This is a genomic window from Bartonella sp. B17, from assembly GCF_053795755.1.
The window spans coordinates 860,787-885,315 of record NZ_CP200032.1; the positions used below are offsets into that span (position 1 = coordinate 860,787).

Here is a 24,529-nt window from a genome sequence, read left to right on the forward strand (position 1 = left end):
AATATGATGGTTACACGTATAGATCGAGATCCCATTGCTAATTGGTGGTGGACAATTGATCGTTCCATTTTTGCTGCTTGTTTGATGTTGATGGGAATTGGGATTATGTTGTCTTTTGCAGCAAGTCCTGCCATTGCGAAAAAAATCGGGATCGCTGATAGTTTTTATTTTGTTCGTTGGCATATCATTTTTAGCGTTTTTGCATTTTTTACTTTGATTACTATTTCTTTTTTTTCTCCCCGTAATATTCGTCGTTTATGCGCTCTTTTGTTAATTGTAATGCTTGTTCTTATGATTGCAACTTTATTCTTTGGTCCAGAATTAAAGGGAGCACGACGGTGGATTCGTGTATTTGGTGTTTCTATACAAGCTTCTGAATTTATGAAGCCAGCTTTTGTTGTTATGTCGGCTTGGATTTTTTCAGAACAGGTGAGACGTCGGGGTATTTTCAATTACATATTCGCTATTGCACTTTATGTTTTTTGTTGTACGCTTCTCGTTTTACAGCCCGATATTGGTCAGACATTGTTACTTAGTATAGCGTGGGGCGGTTTGTTTTTTGTTACAGGTGTGCCTATAACCATTATTTTATTATTTATTATTTTAGGTCTTGTAGGAGGCATTTCCGCATATCTTTTTATTCACCATGTACGTGAACGGATAAATGGTTTTTGGACAGGTAAAGGCGATACCTTTCAAGTGGATGTTGGACGTGAGGCTATTTTGAATGGCGGTTGGTTTGGACAAGGACCAGGCGAGGGAGCGATTAAACGTATCATTCCTGATAGCCATACGGATTTTGTATTTTCAGTTGCTGCTGAAGAATATGGTATCATCCTCTGTTTATTGATTTTGATGCTTTTTGGCTTTATCGTCATGCGCTCACTTTATTTAGCAATAAATACGCGTGACACATTTACACGTTTTGGTATTACTGGCATAGCAATGATGATTGGCTTTCAATCAGGGATTAACATGGCTGTTAATTTGCATTTAATGCCTCCAAAAGGTATGACATTGCCATTTATTTCTTATGGTGGCTCATCTATGATAGCGATTGCTATTTCCATGGGCATTTTGCTTAGTTTGACACGTCGCTGGCCAGAAGCACGTCTTTCAGCTTTTCCTTCATCTGTTGTTCTGGATGCTACTTATGACAAATAAAAAAGTTATTGTTTTAGTTGCTGGTGGTACAGGGGGACATCTTTTCCCTGCAGAAGCGCTTGCTGTTGAATTAAGGCAGCGCGGGTATGATGTTCATTTGGTAACAGATGAAAGAGCTAAGCGTTTTGTGCGTCACTTCGATAAAGAACATGTTCATATTGTTTCATCTGCAACATTTGCACGGCGTCATCCTTTTGCATTTATAAAGACATTTGGATCCCTCTTAAAGGGAATGGGGCAATCATTAGCACTTTTTTATAAATTGCGTCCTGTTCTTGTTGGTGGATTTGGTGGTTATCCGACAGTTCCTCCTCTTATAGCCGCTTTTTTAACGAGGCGCATAACGTTTATTCATGAACAAAATGCTGTCATGGGACGTGCCAATCGGGTGTTGGCAACTATGGTGTCTGCGATAGCAGGTGGCTTATTGTCGCCAAATAGTCCCCATACTCATAAAACACTTCTTACGGGGAATCCTGTGCGTGATGCTGTTCTCAAGGCTGCAGAAGTTCCTTATTGTCCTTCTATTGGTGATAAGCCATTTTACTTTTTGGTTTTTGGTGGGAGTCAGGGGGCATCTTTTTTTTCACAAATTGTGCCAGAAGCAGTTGCTTTGCTGGATAATGGGATCCGTAAACGTTTACGGATTGTTCAGCAAGTTCGGAGTGAAGCAGTAGAGTTGGAAAAAGTTTATCACGATATGGGCGTACAAGCAGAAGTTGCTCCTTTTTTTGATAATATGGCTGAACACATGGCGCAATCTCATTTTATTTTGTCACGCGCTGGTGCTTCATCTGTTTGTGAAATAGCTGTGATTGGTCGGCCTGCTTTACTCATTCCATATCCCTATGCTTTAGATCATGATCAGGCAGCAAATGCCGCATTGCTTTCTGCAGTGGGGGGTGCTCAGATTATACCAGAAAAGGATTTAAATGCACAAAAACTTGCGTCTTTCTTAACGCATGCTTGTTGTGAACCGTATTTATTGGAAAAACAAGCGCTGGCTGCAAAACAGGTTGGGCAACCCCATGCAACAAGTCGTCTTGCTGATATGGTGGAAGCGTTGATTGCAGAGCGGTTGTTGTCGGATATTAAAGAGGAGTTTTTTGATGAAAATGCCGCTTAATATAGGTCTTATCTATTTTGTCGGCATCGGTGGGATTGGTATGAGTGGAATTGCTGAGGTTTTGCACAGTCTTGGCTATAAAGTGCAAGGATCCGATCAAACTGATAATGCAAATGTTAAACGCTTACGAGATAAAGGAATTAATGTTTACATAGGCCATCATGCTGAAAATTTAAGGGATGCAGAGGTTGTTGTTATTTCTACTGCTGTAAAAAAAACAAATCCTGAATATATTGCTGCGAAAGAAAAACATTTGCCGATTGTAAAGCGTGCGGAAATGCTGGCTGAATTGATGAGATTTCGTCGGGCAATTGCTGTTGGTGGTACGCATGGAAAAACAACGACCACGTCAATGATTGCAGCGCTTCTTGATGCTGGTCGTTTTGATCCGATGGTGATTAATGGCGGTATTATCAATGCTTATGGTACTAATGCTCGTATGGGTGATGGTGATTGGATGGTCGTTGAAGCTGATGAAAGTGATGGTACATTTTTAAAATTACCCGCTGATATTGCTGTTATTACAAGTATAGACTCTGAGCATTTGGACCATTACGGTAGTTTTAGTGCTGTCCGTGATGCTTTTTGGCAATTTGTAGAGAATGTTCCATTTTATGGCTTTGCTGTTTTGTGCCTTGATCACCCAGAAGTTCAAACATTGGCTAGTCGTATTGATGATCGTTGGGTAATTACTTATGGAGAAAACCCACAAGCTGATGTTCGTTTCCTTAATTTATTGATGGATGGTCAAAAAACGCGTTTTGATGTTCTTATTCGGTCAAGAAAAACAGGAAGAGAAACTGAGTTTAGAAATTTGGTTCTGCCGATGTCTGGAAAGCACAATGTTTCTAATGCAACTGCAGCAATTGCCATTGCTCACGAGCTTGGTATTTCAAATGAATCTATAAAAAAGGGTTTAGCAGAATTTAGCGGAGTGAAACGGCGTTTTACGCAAACAGGGAGTTGGCGTGGTGTTGAGATATTTGATGATTATGGGCATCATCCTGTTGAAATAAAGGCTGTTTTACGTGCAGCCCGTGAAAGTACAAAAGGGCGGGTCATTGCAGTTGTACAGCCGCATCGCTACTCACGTTTACGTAATTTATTTGATGATTTTGCAGCCTGTTTTAATGATGCAGATACAGTGATGATTGCACCTGTTTATGCGGCTGGTGAAGAGCCAGTTACTGGTTTTGGTGCTAAAGAATTAGTAGAGCATATTAAAATGGCAGGACATCGTGATGTGCGTTTGGTTAACTGTTTAGAGGATGTTGTTTCGGTTGTATCTACATTTTCTAAGCCTAGTGATTATATTGTTTTTCTTGGTGCAGGAAATATTACACAATGGGCTTATGCATTGCCTAATAAGTTAATGGTACTTGATAACAATGATGAATTTTCAAGTAATTGATGGTGAGGCGCTGTTGGCGCGGTTGCAATCGGTGTTGGGTGGAATAAAAGGGAAGCTTACACCTAATGTTGATATGCGGAAAGTGACGTGGTTTCGCACTGGTGGGTTGGCTGAGCTTTTTTATCAGCCTGCTGATGAGGCAGATTTAGCCCTTTTCCTTCATGTTTTGCCTGAATGCATTCCTGTAACAATTGTGGGAATTGGTTCTAATCTTCTTATTCGGGATGGAGGTATCCCTGGAGTGGTTATTCGTCTTTCGGCAAAAGGTTTTGGGCAAGTGCAGCAAGTTTCTCCGACACGTTTTTTAGTTGGAGCTGCTACGGCGGATAAACATTTAGCAGCAGCAGCTTTGGAGGCTGAGATTGCAGGTTTTCATTTTTATCATGGTATTCCTGGTGGTCTTGGTGGAGCACTAAAAATGAATGCAGGAGCTAATGGTATTGAAACAGCCGCATGTGTCGTTGAGGTTTATACGCTTGATCGTAAGGGGCAGCGTCGTACCTTAAGTTTGGCAGATATGCGTTATTCTTATCGTCATTGCGATATCCCTGAAGATCTCATTTTTACTGCTGCTTTGTTGGAAGGGCAGCGAGGGAATAGAGATGATATTCGTGCTGCCATGGATGAAGTTGCTTATCATCGGGAAACAGTACAACCTATTCGTGAAAAAACAGGTGGATCAACTTTCCGCAATCCCAAAGATACATCTGCTTGGCGTGTTATTGATGAGGCAGGGTGCCGTGGTTTGAAGATCGGCGGTGCTCAAATGAGTGAAATGCACTGTAATTTTATGATTAATACGGGGCATGCAACAGGTTATGATTTGGAAGCATTGGGTGAAACAGTGCGTGCGCGTGTTTTTTCCCACTCATCTCATTTATTGCAGTGGGAAATACAGCGTATTGGTCAATTTGAGCAAAGCCGTATAGTTCCCTCTTTTGATCAATTTCGTTGATTTTTTGGACATAAAGAAATTAACCAAAAAAAAATGAGTCATTTCAAAGAGATAATAAAAAAAATTCGTTAAGAATCAATAAATTAACATGTAGACTCTTGCGTCATGCGCCTGAGTCTGATTCATTAGGGAGAGATGCTAGATTATTGATTCGCAAAGATAAATCTTGTTTTTTTCTGTATATGGTATTGGTGATTTCTATGTGGTCTATATGTAGTATACAAAAAGGAAAAATTCGTTATGAATGATGAGCATATAGCTGTATTGATGGGGGGATTTTCTTCTGAGCGGTCTATAAGCTTGTCTTCAGGATCTTCTTGTGCGGATGTTCTTGAAGCCAAAGGATATCGTGTGAGCCGTGTGGATGTTGATAGTCATATTGCTTCTGTTCTAGAGCAATTGCGTCCCGATATTGCTTTTAATGCATTGCATGGGCCATTTGGTGAGGATGGGAGCATTCAAGGTATTCTTGAGTATTTAAAGATTCCTTATACTCATTCTGGAGTGATGGCATCAGCATTGGCAATGGATAAGGGACGTGCGAAAATTATTGTTGCTAGCGCTGGTGTTTCTGTCGCTCCTTCTTGTGTGATGAGTCGTTTTGCTGTGGGGCAGAAGCATCCTATAGAGCCTCCTTATGTGATTAAGCCTGTGTGTGAAGGGTCGAGTTTTGGCGTTGTAATTGTAAAGAGGCATGAATCTTCGCCGCCGCATAATATTGTGGGAGCTGAATGGGCTTATACAGATGAAGTAATCGTTGAAAAATATATTCCTGGACGTGAGCTGACTTGTGCTGTTTTGGGAAATGAAGTTTTGGATGTTTGTGAAATTATACCCGATCAGTGTTTTCAGTTTTATAATTATGAATCAAAATATAAATCTGGTGGCTCTCTTCACATTTGTCCTGCACAACTTTCACCAAATATTTACCAAAAAGTGCAAGAAATGTCTTTGGCGGCACATCGGGCAATAGGTTGTCGAGGTGTTAGCCGTTCTGATTTTCGTTTTAATGAGGAAGCGGAAGAGTTGATTTGGCTTGAAATTAATACGCAGCCTGGCATGACATCAACGTCTCTGTTTCCTGATATCGCAAAAGCGAGTGGTCGTACTTATAGCGATATCGTTCAGTGGATGGTGGAGGACGCGTCATGTATGCGTTGAATGTTGATAAAACAAATGTTCAGATGGCATTATCAGTGCCAGCTCTTCCACGCCTTTATCGCCGCTTTTTTTGGTTTATGTTTGAGCTTGTCAATATTCATGTGCCTCGCCATTTAGGTTCTTTTGCAGTTGTATTTTTTTTCTTAGTGACAATGCTTTATGGAATTTTATCGAGTGGTCGCATGGAAATGATTATGACAACGACAATGTCGGATATTGGCTTTGTGGTCACTGATGTCGATGTACGTGGCAATAAGCGTGTCGTAAAACAGGAAATTTTGAAGCTTCTAGGACTTGATGTTTTTCCATCAATATTTATCTTTGATGTTGATAAGGCGCGTTCTGTTTTAGAACAACAAGTTTGGATTCAATCGGCTAATGTTCAGAAGATTTATCCCAATCGCTTGCGTATTTCAGTTGTGGAGCGTGAGCCATATGCAATTTGGCAACATGATGGTATGATGGATATTATTGATAATGCAGGGCGCGTAATTGTGCCTTTTCAGGGAGGGGTAGTCCAAGGTTTTCCTCTTGTTGTGGGGCAAGGTGCACCAAATTCTGCCAAAGCATTTATTCAAGCGCTTTCAGCGTATCCGCAAGTGTATGATCGTGTTCGCGCTTATGTACGTATAGGTGATCGGCGTTGGGATCTTATTTTGGATAATGGGGTACGCGTTATGTTGCCTGAAAATGGTGCATTAACAAGATTGGCCTCTCTTATTGAGGAAGGGCAAGCACAAAGTCTTTTTTCGCTTGATGTTTTAAGTATTGATTTGCGTCTTTTTGATAGGATTACAGTTTCCTTATCAGATGAGGCGTTAGAACGTCGTAGTGCTGCTGTGGCAGAAGAAGAACGCGCTTTAAAGGCGCGTAAAGCAGGGGGACTATAATGTTGCTAGGGGTACATCATCTAAGCGGACGTAAAACGCGTTATTTAACAGTTCTTGATGTGGGGTCAAGCAAGATCGTTTGCCTCATTGCTTGTTTGCGTCCTTTAAAGTATAAGCAGCATTTACATGGTCGTACGCACTCTATAGAAATTTTAGGTTTGGGAGTGCAGCGTTCACGCGGTATTAAATCGGGTGTTGTAATGGATATGTTCGCGGCAGAGCAATCAATACGATTGGCCGTTGATGCGGCAGAAAAAATGGCTGGTTTATTGGTAGATTCAGTGATTGTGAGTTTTTCTTCCGGTCGATTACAAAGTGCTCTTATCAATGGAATGGTACGTTTAAATGGTCGTGAAGTAACTGCGCGTGATGTGCGTATGGCATTGGCAGATGTTTCGCGAAAAGTTTTTGATGTTGAGCGTCATGTCGTGCATTCGGTTCCATTATCTTATGTATTGGATGGAGATAAAGGAATTTCTGACCCTGTTGGAATGATGGGAGAATTATTTGGTGTGGATGTGCATGTTGTGGCAGCAGAAACAGCGTCTTTGCGTAATTTAGAAACCTGCATTAATCGTGCGCACTTGAGTGTCGAAGCAATGGTTGCAACTCCCTTAGCAAGTGGTCTTGCTGTTTTAATTAATGATGAGGCGCGTTTAGGCGCGGCATGTATTGATTTTGGTGGCGGAACAACAACATTTTCAGTGTTTTCTGAAGGAAAATTTGTTCACGCAGATGTCCTTGCGGTTGGTGGACGCCATGTGACTCTTGACGTTGCACGTGGCTTCTCTACGTCTATTGAAGAGGCAGAGCGTTTAAAGGTTAAGTATGGTTCAGCGCTTTTGTCCAGCGCTGATGATCGGCATATGATTAATGTGATGGAGCTTGGGAATGAGCATCGTGAAACCCAATATCCACGTTCTGTTCTTTGTCGTATTATTCGTGCACGTGTTGAAGAAATATTGGAAATGGTGCGCGATTGTCTTAATCGATCTGGTTTTGGTCATATTATTGGGAAGCGTGTCATTTTAACTGGGGGAGCAAGTCAATTAATAGGGTTACCAGAAATGGCATGTACTATATTGGGGAGAAATGTTCGTATGGGACGACCCTTGGGTATTTCAAGGCTTCCTTCTCTTGCAAAAGGGGCGGCATTTTCATCTGCTGTTGGGTTGTTAATTTATCCGCAATTAATGGAGTTTGAAGAAAAAACAGTACAAGCGGCAGTAAATCATTTATCTATGGGCACGCGTGGATGTTTGCAACGTGTTGGTCAGTGGTTGCGTGAGAGTTTTTAAGTGAGTTTATTTAAATAAAGTTAAAAGTTAATTTTCATCGCTTTGGCTTGCGATGTCTTATGAAAAGGAAAAGGAAATGACGATTAATCTGCATCGGCCAGATATCGCGGAATTGAAGCCACGCATTACCGTTTTTGGTGTTGGTGGTGGTGGTGGGAATGCCGTGAACAATATGATTAATGCTGGTCTTCAGGGAGTTGATTTTGTTGTTGCTAATACGGATGCGCAGGCTTTGGCGATGTCAAAAGCTGAACGTGTGATCCAGCTTGGTGCGGCAGTGACAGAAGGTTTAGGTGCTGGTGCTTTACCAGAGGTTGGTCAAGCAGCCGCAGATGAGTGTATTGATGAAATTATTGATCATCTTGCAGATTCCCATATGGTTTTCATTACCGCAGGTATGGGAGGTGGTACCGGAACGGGAGCAGCGCCTGTTGTTGCTCGCGCAGCGCGTGAAAAGGGTATTTTGACTGTTGGTGTTGTGACAAAACCATTTCAGTTTGAAGGTGCTCGTCGTATGAAAACGGCAGAGACTGGTATTGAAGAATTACAAAAATCTGTTGATACATTGATTGTTATTCCGAACCAAAATCTTTTTCGCATTGCCGATGAAAAGACAACTTTTGCTGATGCTTTTGCTATGGCTGATCAGGTGCTTTATTCTGGTGTGGCTTCCATTACAGATTTGATGATTAAAGAGGGACTTATTAATCTTGATTTTGCAGATGTTCGTTCTGTTATGCATGAAATGGGTCGTGCAATGATGGGAACTGGTGAAGCGTCCGGCGATGGGCGTGCTTTGGCTGCTGCTGAAGCTGCTATTGCTAATCCGCTGTTGGATGACACTTCTATGCGCGGTGCTCGTGGTCTTTTGATTTCTATTACCGGCGGTCGTGATATGACTTTATTTGAAGTGGATGAAGCTGCTAATCGTATTCGCGAAGAAGTTGATGCTGATGCGAATGTTATATTTGGTGCTATTGATGATGAATCCCTAGAGGGTGTTATTCGTGTGTCTGTGGTTGCAACGGGTATAGATCGTGATGTCAGTGAGGTGGTTCAACCTTCTCATCCTAAAATGCAAAGACCTACAACTTCAATGCGCAAAAGCGATCTTGGAGTTTCGCAAACTTCTTTTCATTCCCAAACCCCTTCTCACTCACGTTCTGAGCCAATGGGAGAGATGATAGAAGCACTTGAAGTGGAAATGGGAAAATCTACTGAAGAAAAATTTCAACCAAAAAGTCAAATTTTTGCACAACCTGCGGATGCAGCTTCTGCGCGAAGTGTGAATGCTTTCCCTTATGGATCAGGTGTTGCTGCACAAGGGCAGCTGTCAAGTGCATCGCGTGCGCAGATTAATCGTGCTGCTCACCAATCCATGACTGCGGCAGTGAGTATGGAAGCAACAGCGCATGCTCTTAATGAAATGAAAGGAGCAGTTGTGAGGCGCAATGAGAAGCATGTGCAACAGATTCAGCCTCGTTCAGCACCAGTGCGTATGCCTGAGTTAAAGGATTTTCCTCCCGTTGCTCAAGGACAAAGTGGGAGATCTGTTTCTGCTGATCAAGGACCTCGTAATCTTTGGCAACGTTTAAAACAGAGCATATCATCTCGTGAAGAAGTAGAACCAGAAGCTCGATTAGAGCCTGCTGTTAGATCTCAGCAGCAAGAAACTTCTGCTTATGGTAAAAGTTCTCAGGCATTTTCTCAAGATTCTTCTTTTTATGTTCCGCGTCGTTCTGGAGAATTGCATCCACATGCATCGCAAGAGCAGCGTGCTATAAGTGAGGAAGATCAGCTAGAAATACCAGCGTTTTTGCGTCGTCAAGTATATTAATTGACAAAAACTAAGAAGAGGGGAAATTGTTGTACTTCTTCCATAGTTAGATAAAAGCTTTATGCCGTAGAGTGGGAAATGTTTTTATGTTCTTTGTAAACCCGCTTATATGAAATAGGCGGGTTTATTATTTATTATAGCTTATGTTTTTTATGATTTTTAATATTAAAAGAAAGCATAAAAAAATCAATAAAGTAATATTATGAATTTAATGCAAAAATATCAATCTACTCTTAAAAAGCCCGTAACATTTCAAGGATGTGGCGTCCATAGTGGATGTTTGTCTATGGTTAAAATTTATCCAGCAGATGCTGGGTGTGGTATTCTTTTTAAGCGTTGTGGAGTGGATGGAATAGAGCAAGTATTTCAAGCACATGCATTGCAAATAGGAGCAGTTGAATTATCAACAACGCTTGGACATGGAGATGTAAGGATTGATACAATTGAACATTTGATGGCTGCGATTGCAGCTTATAATTTGGATAATCTTATTATTGAGGTGTCAGGCAATGAGATCCCTATTTTGGACGGTTCTTCATGGCAGTATTGTCAAGGTTTTGAAGAAGCTGGTGTTGTGCAGCAGGATGCATTGCGTTCCTATTTTGTTATAAAAAAGCCATTGCGCGTTGAAATGGACGGTGGCGGTGCAGAGTTTTTGCCGTTTGATGGCTGTCGCTTTGATGTAACGATTTCTTTTTCTTCTTCTGTTATTGGTAAACAAAGCTTAGTTTTTGATCTTACTTTACAAGGGTTTCGAGACGATTTGTCACGTGCACGTACTTTTGGCTTTATCAAAGACGTAGAAAGACTACGAGCTTCTGGAAAAGGGTTAGGCGCTTCTTTGGAAAATTCTCTTGTTATTGATTTTGATAACAAAATTATGAATCCAGATGGTTTTTATTGGGAAAATGAATGTGTTCGGCATAAAATACTTGATGCAATTGGTGATACTGCTCTGCTTGGAGGGCCTTTTATTGGATTATTTCGCTCACATTGCAGTGGACATAAGATGAATTTGCAGTTGGTTAAAGCTATGTTAGCGGATGAATCATACTATGAAAAAGTGAATTTATAGGTTGAGTGAAAAAAATTAAAAAGATTTTATTAGAGCTTTTTTGATTTTTAATAGAATAATTGATCTAAGATTATAAATGGGTTAGTGGGTTTTAAAGTGATGTGGTATAAGGTTTTTTTTATAGATGACTTTTGCTACAAGGTAATGTTTTCTGGAGGCCAAAAAAAAATTATGACAAAACCTTACATACGTATTGAAAATATGGCATATGGGAAATCTAATATTAGATGTAGAATTTTGAGTGGAGTTCTTTTGGGGAGTACTCTCTTGCTGGCAGGTTGTTTATTTAAAGAAAAAAATACTCTTCCTTCATCTGCATATGTTTTAGCGATTGATCCACCAGATGTTTTGTATAATCAGGCACTTGCTAATCTTAATAGTGGGCGACTTGAGGAGGCATCAAAAAAGTTTCTTACGATTGAAAAACAGTACGCTTATACTGATTGGGGGCGTAAATCTTTAGTGATGGGCGCTTTTACAAATTACCGCCTTGCCAAGTATGATGATGCAGTTAGTATGGCTCAGCGTTATATTACTCTTTATCCAAGCGCAAATGATGCAGCTTACGCTTATTATATTATTGGTCTTTCTTCTTTTCACCAAATTCCTGATGTTACACGCGATCAACGAGATACTAAACGCGCTATTGCTGCTATGCAGCTTCTTATAGAGCGATATCCAAATTCTAAGTATGTTAAGGATGCTAAAGCTAAAATACGTTTTGGGCGTGAGCAGCTGGCTGGTAAAGAGATGCAGATTGGTCGTTACTATGAAGAAGGTCGGCGGTATCTTGCTGCAAGTAGAAGATTCCGTACAGTGGTTGAAGAGTATTCAGACACAAACCAAATTGAAGAAGCGCTTTTCCGCTTAACAGAGGTAAATCTTGCCCTTGGCTTAACTATGGAGGCTCAGACAGCAGCAGCTATTTTAGGACGTAATTATCCAAAAAGTGAGTGGTATAGATTATCTTACAATTTATTGAAAAAAAAGAGAATATCGCCGCAGGAGCATAAATCTTCTTGGATCTCACATGCTTTGAGTGGTAATAAAAATAAGGCACGTTGATTTTATATGCTGATACAGCTTTCGATTCATGATATTGTTTTGATCGAAACGCTCGATATTCATTTTACGGCGGGTTTATCGGTTTTGACTGGAGAAACGGGTGCTGGGAAGTCTATTTTACTTGATGCTTTGTCTCTAGCACTTGGTGGGCGTGGAGATGCTTCGCTTGTACGTCATGGCGCAACACAAGGACAAGTGACGGCTGTCTTCGATGTGCCTATTTCACATCCTGCGCGCCAAATTATCCGTGAAAATGGTTTTGATGATACAGGCGATATTATTTTACGACGTGTACAATCAAGCGATGGTCGCAGTCGTGTTTTTATCAATGATCATGTGGCCAGTGTTACATTGATGCGCAATATTGGTCGTATGTTGGTTGAAATCCATGGACAACATGATGATCGTGCTCTTGTTGATGTTGCTACGCATCGTCAATTATTAGACGCTTTTGGTGGGCTTGAAGATGAAACGAAAAATTTGCGTCTATGCTACCAGATATGGCGTGAATTTGAAGAACGTTTGCAACAACAGCGTATTAAGGTAGAAGATGCGATACGTGAAGCTGATTATCTGCGTGCATGTGTGGAAGAGCTTGATAAGCATAATTTTCAAGTTGGTGAAGAAGAAACATTGTCTCTTCGTCGCGCAGATCTGCTGAAGTTAGAAAAGATAGCGACGGATATTAAGGAGGCTGATGATCTTTTAAGCGGTACCAAATCGCCAATTCCTGTTCTTTCCAATTTAGTGAGACGTTTAGAGCGGAAGATCTCTGAAGCGCAAACATTGATTACACCTGTAGTAAAATCGCTTGATGATGCATTGTATGCACTTGCTACAGCACAAGACGGTATAGAAGCAGCAATGCAGATGTTGGATTTTGATACTGGTGAATTGGAACAGATAGAAGAGCGTCTTTTTACTCTTAGGGGGATTGCTCGTAAATATCATGTCTCAGCGGATGAGTTAGCGCAGTTACGTGATAAAATGGACGCTAAGCTTGTTGATTTTGAAGAGGCTCAAATTACATTAACACGTTTTGAAGAAGAAACGCGAGAAGCCAAAAAAAACTACGACATATTGGCGCAATCGTTGTCAATAAAGCGTAGAGCAGCAGCAAGTCGCTTATCTGAAAGCGTTATGGCTGAATTACCTGCGTTGAAATTAGAAAAGGCAGAATTTATCGTTGAAATGCAAAGTAATGCTGAAAAGCGTACGGCAGAAGGGATTGATCGTGTTGAATATTGGGTTCGAACAAATCCTGGAGCACGTGCTGGGCCAATGCTCAGTGTGGCTTCTGGCGGTGAACTTTCTCGCTTTTTATTGGCATTAAAGGTTGTCTTATCTGATAGTGGATCAGCTCCTACGCTTATCTTTGATGAAATTGATACAGGAGTTGGTGGAGCTGTAGCTGCTGCCATTGGGCAACGTTTGCAGCGTTTGTCAAAAACTGTTCAGGTTTTTGCTGTTACGCATGCACCGCAGGTAGCGTCTAAAGCGCATAGCCATTTTCTTATTTCAAAAGCTGAAAGTGGTGATGAAGGACGCTTTATTACGGCTATCCATAAAATGGAAGAGCAGGAGCGTGCAGAAGAAATTGCACGCATGTTGGCAGGAGAAAGGGTTACTAAAGAAGCTCGTGCAGCCGCTCAAAAGCTTCTTGCACAGAAATAATTGGTAAGCGATAAAATACTGACGATTTGACGATTGTGCGTTTATTTGATTCTATTCGTAATACAAAGAGTTAAGATTTTATGGTTATCGTCCATAATTTGGAATAGGTTTTATGAATAAAAACGCAATTAAAGACTTAACTGTTCTTGAGGCAGAAAGTGAATTGGAATGGTTAGCAAAAGAAATTGCACGTCATGATGTGCTTTATAATAATAACGACCAGCCTGAAATTTCTGATGCAGAATATGATGCTCTGCGTCGTCGTAATGCAGAGATTGAAGCTTTATTTCCAGAGCTAATTCGTTCAGACTCTCCTTCACATAAAATTGGAGCACCGGTTTCTGAAAAATTTGAGAAGGTTGTTCATACCCAAGCAATGCTTTCTCTTGATAATGCATTTAGTGCTGAAGATGTCAGTGATTTTGTTGAGCGTATTCGTCGTTTTTTACGTTTTCCAGAAACACAAGTTTTAGAAATAACAGCTGAGCCAAAAATCGATGGTTTATCTTTGTCTTTACGCTATGAACAAGGAAAACTTGTGCATGCTGCAACGCGTGGTGATGGGCATGTAGGTGAAGATGTGACAGCGAATGCACGAACAATTTCTGATATTCCGCAAGTTTTGCAGGGTGAATTTCCCGATATTATTGAGATTCGCGGTGAAGTTTATATGAGACGGGAAGATTTCCAAGCACTTAATGTGAGTCAAAAGGAAAAGGGAAAATTAGCTTTTGCTAATCCTAGAAATGCGGCGGCTGGTTCTTTACGTCAGCTTGATTCACGCATAACAGCTAGCAGGAAGCTTCAATTTTTTGCTTATGCTTGTGGTGAGGTAAGTGAAACATTTGCAGAAAGTCAAATGGATATGATGCAAAAGTTTCAGAAATATGGATTTGTTATAAATCCATTAACAAAAGTTTTTAACACAGTAGAAGAGATTATTTCTTATTATCATGATATTGAAGAACATCGTTATTCCCTAAGCTATGATATTGATGGGGTCGTTTATAAAGTTAATGATTTGACGTTACAAATGCGTTTGGGATTTGTATCTCGCTCACCACGTTGGGCAATTGCGCATAAATTTCCAGCAGAAAAAGCCGCGACTCTTTTGGAAGATATTGATATTCAAGTTGGGAGAACTGGGGCATTAACTCCTGTTGCGCGTCTTGCACCTATTACTGTTGGTGGTGTGGTAATTACGAATGCAAGTTTGCATAATGAAGATTATATTAAAGGGATCGGCAATAGAGGTGAGCCAATTCGTGAAGGGCGTGATATCCGTGTAGGAGATACAGTGATTGTGCAGCGCGCTGGCGATGTAATTCCTCAAGTTGTTGATATTATGGTTGAAAAGCGCCCAAAAGACACTTCTGCTTTTGTTTTTCCGCATCTTTGTCCAGCTTGTGGAAGTCATGCTGTTCGTGAAGAGGGAGAAGCTATACGTCGGTGCACAGGCGGACTTATTTGTCCCGCACAGGCAATTGAGCGTATTCGTCATTTTGTTTCGCGCAACGCTTTTGATATTGATGGTCTTGGTAAAAAGCAGGTGGAATTTTTCTTTCATGTTCAAGATAAGGCGCTTTGTATCCATACACCAGCTGACATCTTCACTTTACAACGACGCCAAGAAAAATCTCTAACACGCTTAGAAAATATGGAAGGTTTTGGTACTGTTTCAGTACGTAAGCTTTATGATGCCATTAATGCTTGTCGAAAAATTCCTTTAAGTCGTTTTTTATTTGCGCTAGGCATTCGCCATGTTGGAGAGGTTAATGCACGGCGCCTTGCGCGTGTTTATCAAAGTTATACCGCTTTTGAGACTGCAGCGATGGCAGCTACTATGCCATGCGATAAGATGGGTGAAGAGGGCAATGAGGTTTGGAAAGATCTTATTAATATCGAAGGAATTGGACAACAGGTAGGTACAGCAATTGTTGACTTTTATCAAGAAGCGCATAACCGTGAGGTTTTATCTGCTTTGCTTGAGGAAGTAACGCCTCTTGATGAAGAGCCTTTGATGACATTTTCTTCGCCAATAGCAGGAAAAATAATTGTTTTTACAGGAACTTTAGAGCATATGTCACGCGATGAAGCAAAGGCATTGGTGGAGAGATTAGGAGCTAAGACATCAGGTTCTATTTCTAAAAAAACGGATCTTCTTGTTGCAGGATTAGGAGCGGGATCAAAATTGGCTAAAGCACAAGAGTTCGGTGTTAAGATTATGGATGAAAAAATGTGGTTACAATTAATTAAGAAACATTATGTTTAGGCTTCTTCTCTTCAAGAGCGATGAAATAGGTTAGTAATTATTATTCATCTCATAAATCGTGTGGTTTTTGTTTATGTACTGTAATGAATATTGGTAAGCTTTTTTAGATTGTCATAATCTAACTTGTTTTGCAAAATAGCTCTGATTTTTAAGTTTTTAGATGCGATTTAATTATTTGTATAAAGAATTTTTTGTCTTCTTTGATAGTTCCAATGTGCATCTTTTTTTTAAAAAAAAGTAAAAAATGCTACATTATGATTTATTTAAATTGGCATTGTCGCTTCTTTTATCCATTTTTTATCTTCTTCATTTAAATAAGGCGCGTTAACGTGATAAATATGAGTATGGTAGTCATTGAGCCATTGCCGTTCTTGCTGTGTCAAAAGCTCTGGTAGGATTAATCGTCGATCAATGGGACAATTTGTGAGTGTTTCAAACGATAACATTTCTATATCGCCACCGTCAATTTTTTGTGCTGGCTTTACAATCATTAAATTTTCAATACGAATACCAAAAGCACCTTCACGGTAATATCCAGGTTCATTAGAGATAATCATTCCAGGGATTAATTCTTGGCTTCCACGACTTGAAAGATTTTGTGGTCCTTCATGAACAGAAAGATAAGATCCAACGCCATGACCAGTTCCATGGGCATAATCAAACCCCGCTTTCCACAATGCAATGCGTGCTAGGGCATCAATATCTTGTCCGCGTGTGCCTCTTGGAAATCGTGCAGTTGAAAGAGCAATCATGCCTTTGAGAACAAGAGTAAAACAGCGTTTTTCTTCTTTTCCAATATCTCCAATTGCCACTGTACGCGTAACATCTGTGGTGCCATCACGATATTGTCCACCTGAATCAACAAGATAAAGCTCACCTGCATTTAGTTGTTTATTTGTTTTTGTCGTTACGCGATAATGAATAATTGCACCATTTGTACCTGCTCCTGAGATTGTATCAAATGACAGATCTTCAAGTTTTTCACCCATTTCATTTGCTGTGATTATACGAAATTCTTCTAATTTTTGGGCAGAGGAAATTTCATCCTGTGTGCCTAGTGTTTGTTTATCTAGCCAAGAAAAAAAACGAGTAAGTGCTATACCATCGCGCAGATGCGCTTTGCGTGCACCATCTAATTCTGTGGCATTCTTTACAGCACGTGGCAGGGAAGCAGGATCGGAAAGCGAGATGAAAGAGCTACCTTCTTCTTCAATAATTGTGCGTAATTTTTCGCATGTTAGCCGTGGATCTAAGGCAAAAATTGTTCCTTTTTGAATGTAATCTTTGATTTTTGAAATTAGTTGCTCTGGTTCATACAACTTCACATAATTTTCTAGATACTGTTTCTGTTCTACACCAAGTTTTTTGCTATCAATAAATAAGGCTGGTATTTCTTTGGTAGGAATGAGAGCAAAACAAAGAGAAAAAGGCGTATTGGAAACATCATTGCCACGTATATTGAATGTCCACGCAATGGAGGAGGGATCTGTAAAAATAAAAGCATCCGCGTTGGCTTGTTGTATATTCTTTCGAATTAACGTAAGCTTTTCGTTGGCATTGCATCCTGCATATTTGAGAGGGTGAATGAATAAGGCAGATTGTGGTAATTGTGGTTGATCATGCCAGATAAGATCAATGAGATTGGATTGAGTTGCGATAAGTTTTCCACCTGCTTCGAATTCTAATGCTTTTTTTAATGCATTTGTTGCAGTAATGGTGTGAAGCCATGGATCAAAGCCAATAGAAAGTTTTTGCTTATTTTGTGCCAACCATTGTGATGGTGGACAAGATATTAAATCCTCATAATCGAAAATATGAGGGTCAGTTTGTTGGCGAACTTGGAGTTGATAACGTCCATCAGTAAATATGATAGCTTTGTTTTTTAAAATAAGTGCGATACCAGATGATCCAGTAAAGCCAGTAAGCCAGCTAAGACGTTGAGCGTGTGGAGGAACATATTCTCCTTGATGCTCATCTGCACGTGGAACAAGAAAGCCATCTAATCCAAGGCGATCAAGTTCTTTACGAAGAGAGGCAACGCGTTCTGCAGCGCAGTTTGGATTTGTTGTTGCTTCAAATGATTGATACATGACAACGCCTTTTTCTTTTATTTTAAATGTATCGTAACCCATCCTTGACGGTGGTATGTTTCAATATGTTTTAAACCATGTTTTATATAAGCTTCCAAAACATGAGCGTGTTGTTCTTCAAGAATCCCAGATAATATGAGTGATCCACCTTTTCGTAATGTTTGTACCATTTCTTGCGCAAGCTCAATGAGAGGATTGGCAAGAATATTAGCAACAATGAGATCAAAGGGTGCATGTGATGCAATGTCATTATGGCTAAATCCCGTGGCTGTAATAGCTGTGACGTATTCTTTCACATTATTGAGTTCGATATTGTGTTGTGCAACTTGAATAGCAATGGGATCAATATCAGTTGCAAGAATAGCGATAGGTTTGAGCATTGCAATGCCAATAGCAAGCACACCGCTCCCAGTTCCAAGATCAAGAGCATTTTGTGGATTTTCATTTTGCATTACTTTGGCAATCATTTCTAAACAACCAGCTGTTGTTCCATGATGTCCTGTACCAAAAGCTTGATTTGCTTCAATTTCAATTGGCAAAACATTAGGTGGAATGTTGTTCCGGTTATGACTTCCATGAAGAAAAAAAGGACCTGAACGCACAGGCGTTAGTCCTTCTAGACTTCGTTGAACCCAATCAATATTGGGTAAAATCTCTTTGTTAATTTTATCAGGATTTACTGAAAGAATGTTTGCAAAGCGTTTCAAAACATTCTCTTGGTGCTCTTTATCTACATAAAGAGAAAGCTCATATAGGGAATTTTTTTCATCTATCTCTGTCAAGCCAAGAGGGTATCCTTCTTCGTCAAAAGCTGTTTCCATAAAAGTATAAAACCGCTTCGCGTCGCTTTTGAGAGCGACATAATACAGACGAACCTGCTCAGACATACTGTTCTTTCTTAAAGGTATTTATAAAAATTTAATTTGAAATGAGTTTTTTTAGCTTTTCAATAGCAACTCCGTCTAGAACATCGTAGTCGATTTCTCCAGATTCATAAGGAATAACACCAAATAATTTGCCACCTTTTTTTAATAAAAAAATTGCTGCTGTGTGGTTATAGGTATAGTTTCCATCTGTTCCCGGGACTTTTTCAGCAACAATGTTGAAAGAGTCTACCATTTTATGAACTTTTTCAGGGTCACCACTGATACCAGTGATTTTATTGGCAAAATTACTAAGATAATCATGCATTACTTCTGGTGTATCACGTTCAGGATCAACAGTTACAAACCATACTCCTAATTTATCAGCTGCTGCGTCAAGTTTTGTAAGCCACCGATCAAGATTGGAGAGCGTGGTAGGGCAGCTTTCAGGACACATGGTAAAGCCGAAGAAAATGACTGAGGGCTTGCTGCGAATATCAGCTTCGGTGACGGTGTTTCCATTAGAATCAGTGAGAACAAAATCATCGCCTAAGGGTTTGTTTTTTAATGCATCGTAAATGAAAACGCCTGCAAGAAATAAAACCGTTATTCCTAAGATGCGCATTACATTTTTCATAGCGTAACTCTTCTATAAAATATCAAAATTGTGGCACTGGCGGGTTAATTTTGACTCTTTGCATTATAATCGATTTTGTCCGCCTGATCGGTATAGTTTCTCATATTATTGATAAAAAAACAATTGATAGAAAGTGAATAAATACCAAAAAAATCTTCAATTTTATGAGATGAACCTTACACTCATATGGCGAGACTAAATCCTAAATGGCTATAAATTGAGGTGCTATATAAAATAAAGGAGAGAGAAATTTAATTTTACTGCATTCCATGTATATGGAAATATATTAAGATCTTTTGTAAAATGTTTTTTGACTCCTATGAAATCACTTGTGCTAGGGAATGCTAAATTGTTCTTGTCGTGAAAGATATTTTATTCTATTCGATTATTATTGCAGATGCTTTATAAATAAGCACGGATATATTACCTTTGTTAATGTGATTCATATATCTAAGAGTATGTTTTTATAAAATTTTTAAGATATTACTTGATACGGCAACCGTAACTTTTATCATAAACAAAAATAATACTCAAAGCATGGTTTTTCATTTGGAAAAATGATCTTGTTATACTTTTTCTAAGCTTTGCTGACGAAATTGTCTAGCACACGCTTTTCTCCAGCTTTATCAAACATGATGGTTAGTTTGTGTCCGTCCACTGCTGAAATACGACCATAACCGAATTTGATGTGAAAAATTCGATCATTGATTAAAAAATTTGATGATGCATTAGATACTGATTGAGTAATGATTTCTCCTTCAATATTTTTTTGTGCACGCTTCCATCTTGGTGTTGAATAATCATTATAAAAAGAATCCTGATGCTTAAAGTGTGATTTTCCATAACCACCATAAGATGTTTCTTTTTCCATGACTTCTACATGTTCTTCTGGTAACTCATCAAGAAAGCGAGAAGGAATTGTAGATTGCCAAAGTCCATGAATTCTTCGATTAGATACGAACCATATATGCAGATGTTTTTTTGCCCTTGTAAGTCCTACATAAGCTAACCGCCGTTCTTCTTCTAATCCTAAACGACCACCTTCATCCAAGGAGCGTTGATGAGGAAAGAGTCCTTCTTCCCAACCAGGAAGAAAAACGGTTTCAAACTCAAGCCCCTTGGCGGAGTGTAGAGTCATAATATTGACTGCATCCATATTTTCATTGCTTTCAGAATCCATAACAAGTGCGACATGTTCTAAAAAATTCTGAAGGCTTTCAAATTGTTCCATAGAACGAACCATTTCTTTAAGGTTTTCTAGCCGTGTTGGTGCTTCTGGTGAGCGATCTTCTTGCCACATAGCTGTATAGCCTGACTCATCAAGAATTATCTCTGCTAACTCTCTGTGTGGTGTGTTTTGCAGCATATTTTGCCAGCGGCGAAAATCTTCAATAACGCTTCGTAAAGCAGTGCGTGCTTTTGGTTTGAGCTCATCGGTTTCAATTATTTCAGATGCGGCAGCAAAGAGAGGTATAGAACGTGCACGTGCACTTTCATAAAGGCTCCGTAAAGTTGCATCTCCTAAGCCACGCCTAGGTGTGTTGATGATGCGTTCAAAGGCTAAATCATCCGCTGGTTGGACAACAACGCGTAAATAAGCCATAGCATCGCGAATTTCCATTCGTTCATAAAAGCGTGGACCACCAATAACGCGATAATTCAGTCCAAGTGTAACAAAGCGATCTTCAAATTCACGCATTTGAAATGACGCTCGCACTAATATCGCCATATGATTTAATAAATGTCCAGCTCGTTGTGCTTGTTCAATTTCTTCTCCGATTGCGCGGGCTTCTTCTTCTGAATCCCATGCAGAGTGAATTTTCACTTTTTCTTCTTTAGTATTTACTTGATGAGAAAAAAGTTCTTTTCCAAATCTTCCTTGATTATGAGAAATCAAATGAGAAGCGGTTTTGAGAATATGTGATGTTGAGCGATAATTGCGTTCTAAACGAATAATTTTTGCAGAAGGAAAATCTTTTTCAAAGTGCAATATATTGTCGATTTTAGCACCACGCCATCCATAAATGGATTGGTCATCATCTCCAACACAACAAAGATTTACATGTTGTTCTTGAGGTCGTCGCGCTAAAAGACGAAGCCAAAGATATTGTGCTGTATTTGTATCTTGATATTCATCTACGAGAATATAACGGAATTTAGAATGATATTCTTTGAGAACATCTGGATTATTTTGCAAGATGGAAATAGAATGAAGCAGCAGATCACCAAAGTCACAAGCGTTGAGGTTTTGTAAGCGATTTTGATAGCTACGATAAAGTTTGCGTCCCATACCGTTGCCAAAAGAATGTGCATCACTTTCTGAAATACGTTCTGGCAAAAGCCCTTGATTTTTCCAAGAATCAATCATCATTGCAAAGCTACGTGCTGGCCAACGCTTATCATCTAATCCTTCAGCTTGAATAAGCTGTTTTAAAAGACGAATCACATCATCACTATCAAGGATTGTAAAGTTTCTTTTTAAATTAACGAGCTCTGCGTGGCGACGCAAAATCTTTGCACCGGTGGAATGAAAAGTTCCAAGCCAAGGCATCCCTTCAACAGTTTCACCAATAAGTTCGCCAATGCGTATTTTCATTTCGTGTGCTGCTTTGTTAGTGAAAGTTACAGCTAGTATCTGTTTAGGGAAAGCAAGCTGAGAGCGCAAAATATGAGAAATACGGGTAGTCAAAACGCGTGTTTTTCCAGTTCCGGCACCTGCCAAAACTAAAAGAGGCCCTTCTGTATTTATGACGGCCTGCTGTTGTTCAGGATTGAGTTTTTCTAAATAATCAAAATCACATTGTGTTTTTTCTTTTATAACGTTAGTATTTACTCTAAGGTTATCCGCATGCTGGTGAAGAGAGGACTCATCTTCAAAAAATGGTATGTTATCGAGGAAATTATTCATTATACCTTATTGTGTATTACTTTTTTGATTTAAGCGCTAGGTCTAAAAATTTTTTTTCAAGAAAACCACAACAGCTTTTTCGATTAAATAGAAAAATGTAAAAAAGAAAAAAGCGGAATACTAAAGATCTTGAGTAAGAATACTCTGGAGTGCGTAAACGCGTAATGCAGCTGAAAGATTTATCTGCGGTGGTCTTTGTTTATCAACATTAGTGATAATAAAAGTTAAAGATTTTTCTTTTTTACGCGCTATAGATTTGAGAATTTCTATGAATGGTTGTTCTAAGGACACGCTTGTTGAGTGTCCATCAATGCGAACAGATATTTTTTTCAAAGTTACTTTTGACCAATCAATAAGGATCATTTGTACGCACTTTTTTCTGCTCTTATTCATCGCTATATAGACGATTTTGATCAAGAAATTTTTTAGCTTTTAAAGATTTTTTATGCTCAAATAGTTTTTCAGCTTTTGTTCTTCCAAAACGGTAACGATTTTCCTCTGCGTGAATGTTTTTTTCCATACGTTTTTTTTGTTTTCGAAAGTGACGAAGGTTAATAGGTTCAGTCATGAGTAAATTTATTTGTTTTTTCTAAAAGAATCCAAGGAAACAACATCAGCACTTTGTTTTGTATCATTGTTTGATGGTTCTTTATTTGTTTTAAAGTTTTGCTCTTTCATTAATGTGTTTTCTTGTTTTTGCTTGTTCGATGGAATTGCAGGAGTGCACGCAGTATTTTCTGAGTTTCTATCTTCTTTAGAAGCGGAATTTGAAGGTAAGTCAAATGCTGCTTCAAATGCTGCAATAGGATCATAAAATACTTGAATAGCGGTAAAAGGGATCACTAATTTTTCACTAATTTCCTTAAAAGAGAGTGTTACTTCGAAAGTGGTTTCTAATACATTTAGGTCTCTAAATTGGTGTTGCAGTACGATTGTCATTTGCTCAGGATAGCGGCTTTTTAATCGATTAGAAATTTTGACTCCTGGTGCATTTGTTAAAAAAGTAATAAAGAAATGGTGATTGCCTGGGAGCCCTGCTTTGGCAACTTCTAATAAAACTTTACGTATAACTCCACGTAACGCATCCTGAACGAGAACATCGTAGCGGATTTGATCTTGAACCATCGAAGTTTATTCCTTTTATTTAACAAAGTCACTGAGCATGAACAATAACTGTGTAATGAAATGTTTCTTTAAGCTAGCAATATTTTACCTACTGTGCACTTAATTAATCGCTAAAAACACGAAATTTTATGAAAAATAATGTTCGAAAGATTAATCAATAATACCTATAAAAGTGAAGGCTTCTGTTGCCAGGTGCCTCCGAACCCCGCTTAAATCTGCGACGATTTAAGGCTTAGTTTGAAACATTCGCACTGCATTAAGCAGCGAGACGTGCTTCCGCATAGTTGTCATTTGCAACTACTAAATTAGTCCGATAACGGTGGTACTATGCCGAGTAAAAAAGCAATCTTTACGCTCTTGTCGATCCTATTTCGCCCCCACCAAAATATAATTTTGTTAATTACACTTTGGTGGAGGCGCCGGGTACCGCCCCCGGGTCCAATGAGTTTATTTCATTGTTCATTTATTACCATAGCTGGTAAGCCAGCTCTATAAATATAGATGAAGAATAGCCTTAGGAAAAGGGGGGGTGTTAATATTTTAAGTCCTTTAGTTATTTATTCAGTTGTATGATGCAATTAAAATACAGATATTAGTTTTTGGAGAGGGGATATATTGGAATGACAAATAGTTTGGCAGATATTAAATTATATGATCCAAACCCTGATGAAGCTGCAATAGAACGACTCAGTCGCCGTTTGGCTTTAGTAATGAAGAGTCAGGATTCATCGTTGGTGGCTATATCAGATACAAAAGAGTTAGAGCGCGTTGAAAAGTGGGTTATAGAGACATTAGAAGTTGATGAAGAAAATGCTAAAAAAGCTGTTTTAAAAGTTGCAGATATGATGTCCAAAAGTCGGAGAAAAAATCGTATAACTTTTTATTATTTGGTAGCTAAACAGTTAAATGCACTTGATAAACTGTAAATAATATTAAAATGAGACATTTTGCGTACTGATTACAAAAAAAAGCCCAATT

The 24,529-nt window shown here is 39.2% G+C and carries 20 protein-coding genes and 1 other RNA gene; 13 read left to right on the top strand and 8 right to left on the bottom strand.

Going from position 1 to position 24,529, the window contains the following annotated elements; all coding sequences use genetic code 11:
- Nucleotides 1-6: 6 nt before the first annotated feature.
- The 12 genes from V4B18_RS03765 to ligA all read left to right on the top strand — a co-directional run bounded on the left by V4B18_RS03765 (nt 7) and on the right by ligA (nt 15,928).
- Entirely contained in the window at nt 7-1,164 is a 1,158-nt protein-coding gene (locus V4B18_RS03765; RefSeq protein WP_455476522.1) for an FtsW/RodA/SpoVE family cell cycle protein, read from the top strand.
- Nucleotides 1,154-2,290, top strand: a complete 1,137-nt coding sequence (murG, locus tag V4B18_RS03770) for an undecaprenyldiphospho-muramoylpentapeptide beta-N-acetylglucosaminyltransferase (protein ID WP_455476480.1) — start codon at nt 1,154-1,156, stop codon at nt 2,288-2,290. The genes V4B18_RS03765 and murG overlap by 11 nt, the downstream gene beginning before the upstream one ends.
- Nucleotides 2,274-3,701: a UDP-N-acetylmuramate--L-alanine ligase gene (gene murC / locus V4B18_RS03775; protein WP_455476481.1), complete on the top strand. Its 1,428-nt coding sequence runs from the start codon at nt 2,274-2,276 to the stop codon at nt 3,699-3,701. Before murG ends, murC begins: the two co-directional genes overlap by 17 nt.
- Nucleotides 3,679-4,656: a UDP-N-acetylmuramate dehydrogenase gene (murB, locus tag V4B18_RS03780; protein WP_455476482.1), complete on the top strand. Its 978-nt coding sequence runs from the start codon at nt 3,679-3,681 to the stop codon at nt 4,654-4,656. The genes murC and murB overlap by 23 nt, the downstream gene beginning before the upstream one ends.
- Before the next feature lie 240 nt (nt 4,657-4,896).
- A complete protein-coding gene (locus V4B18_RS03785) occupies nt 4,897-5,817 on the top strand; it encodes a D-alanine--D-alanine ligase (protein WP_455476483.1) in 921 nt (306 codons plus the stop codon).
- Nucleotides 5,805-6,707: a cell division protein FtsQ/DivIB gene (locus V4B18_RS03790; protein ID WP_455476484.1), complete on the top strand. Its 903-nt coding sequence runs from the start codon at nt 5,805-5,807 to the stop codon at nt 6,705-6,707. Before V4B18_RS03785 ends, V4B18_RS03790 begins: the two co-directional genes overlap by 13 nt.
- The gene (ftsA, locus tag V4B18_RS03795; RefSeq protein ID WP_455476485.1) at nt 6,707-8,005 is read left to right on the top strand and encodes a cell division protein FtsA; all 1,299 of its coding nucleotides are present in this window, start codon (nt 6,707-6,709) and stop codon (nt 8,003-8,005) included. The genes V4B18_RS03790 and ftsA overlap by 1 nt, the downstream gene beginning before the upstream one ends.
- Nucleotides 8,006-8,081: 76 nt before the next feature.
- Nucleotides 8,082-9,842 carry a cell division protein FtsZ gene (ftsZ, locus tag V4B18_RS03800; RefSeq protein ID WP_455476486.1) on the top strand — a complete coding sequence of 587 codons (1,761 nt, stop codon included), beginning with the start codon at nt 8,082-8,084 and terminating at the stop codon, nt 9,840-9,842.
- A 199-nt stretch (nt 9,843-10,041) separates the two neighbouring features.
- The gene (gene lpxC / locus V4B18_RS03805) at nt 10,042-10,917 is read left to right on the top strand and encodes a UDP-3-O-acyl-N-acetylglucosamine deacetylase (RefSeq protein WP_455476523.1); all 876 of its coding nucleotides are present in this window, start codon (nt 10,042-10,044) and stop codon (nt 10,915-10,917) included.
- Nucleotides 10,918-11,088: 171 nt separating this feature from the next.
- The gene (locus tag V4B18_RS03810) at nt 11,089-11,982 is read left to right on the top strand and encodes an outer membrane protein assembly factor BamD (RefSeq protein ID WP_455476487.1); all 894 of its coding nucleotides are present in this window, start codon (nt 11,089-11,091) and stop codon (nt 11,980-11,982) included.
- Nucleotides 11,983-11,988: 6 nt separating this feature from the next.
- Entirely contained in the window at nt 11,989-13,656 is a 1,668-nt protein-coding gene (gene recN / locus V4B18_RS03815; RefSeq protein ID WP_455476488.1) for a DNA repair protein RecN, read from the top strand.
- A gap of 112 nt (nt 13,657-13,768) precedes the next feature.
- Nucleotides 13,769-15,928, top strand: coding sequence for an NAD-dependent DNA ligase LigA (ligA, locus tag V4B18_RS03820; RefSeq protein WP_455476489.1), 2,160 nt, complete (start codon nt 13,769-13,771; stop codon nt 15,926-15,928).
- Nucleotides 15,929-16,191: 263 nt separating this feature from the next.
- Here the strand turns inward: ligA and V4B18_RS03825 are convergent, their stop codons facing one another.
- The 8 genes from V4B18_RS03825 to ssrA form a co-directional block, all read right to left on the bottom strand.
- On the bottom strand, nt 16,192-18,018 hold the full coding sequence (locus V4B18_RS03825; protein WP_455476490.1) for an aminopeptidase P family protein: 1,827 nt from the start codon (nt 18,016-18,018) through the stop codon (nt 16,192-16,194).
- A gap of 17 nt (nt 18,019-18,035) precedes the next feature.
- Nucleotides 18,036-18,905, bottom strand: coding sequence for a 50S ribosomal protein L11 methyltransferase (locus V4B18_RS03830; protein ID WP_455475168.1), 870 nt, complete (start codon nt 18,903-18,905; stop codon nt 18,036-18,038).
- 31 nt (nt 18,906-18,936) lie between these two features.
- Complete coding sequence (locus V4B18_RS03835; protein ID WP_455475169.1) at nt 18,937-19,518, bottom strand: SCO family protein; 582 nt, start codon at nt 19,516-19,518, stop codon at nt 18,937-18,939.
- A 577-nt stretch (nt 19,519-20,095) separates the two neighbouring features.
- Entirely contained in the window at nt 20,096-22,426 is a 2,331-nt protein-coding gene (locus tag V4B18_RS03840) for an ATP-dependent helicase (protein WP_455475170.1), read from the bottom strand.
- A gap of 120 nt (nt 22,427-22,546) precedes the next feature.
- Complete coding sequence (locus tag V4B18_RS03845; protein ID WP_455475171.1) at nt 22,547-22,789, bottom strand: ribbon-helix-helix domain-containing protein; 243 nt, start codon at nt 22,787-22,789, stop codon at nt 22,547-22,549.
- A gap of 22 nt (nt 22,790-22,811) precedes the next feature.
- Nucleotides 22,812-22,994 carry a DUF4169 family protein gene (locus V4B18_RS03850; protein ID WP_455475172.1) on the bottom strand — a complete coding sequence of 61 codons (183 nt, stop codon included), beginning with the start codon at nt 22,992-22,994 and terminating at the stop codon, nt 22,812-22,814.
- Between the two features lie 8 nt (nt 22,995-23,002).
- Nucleotides 23,003-23,551, bottom strand: a complete 549-nt coding sequence (locus V4B18_RS03855) for an SspB family protein (protein ID WP_455475173.1) — start codon at nt 23,549-23,551, stop codon at nt 23,003-23,005.
- Between the two features lie 171 nt (nt 23,552-23,722).
- Nucleotides 23,723-24,078, bottom strand: a transfer-messenger RNA (tmRNA) gene (gene ssrA, locus V4B18_RS03860).
- 93 nt (nt 24,079-24,171) lie between these two features.
- Here ssrA and V4B18_RS03865 point away from each other — a divergent pair.
- Complete coding sequence (locus V4B18_RS03865) at nt 24,172-24,477, top strand: DUF2853 family protein (protein WP_455475174.1); 306 nt, start codon at nt 24,172-24,174, stop codon at nt 24,475-24,477.
- Nucleotides 24,478-24,529 lie beyond the last annotated feature (52 nt).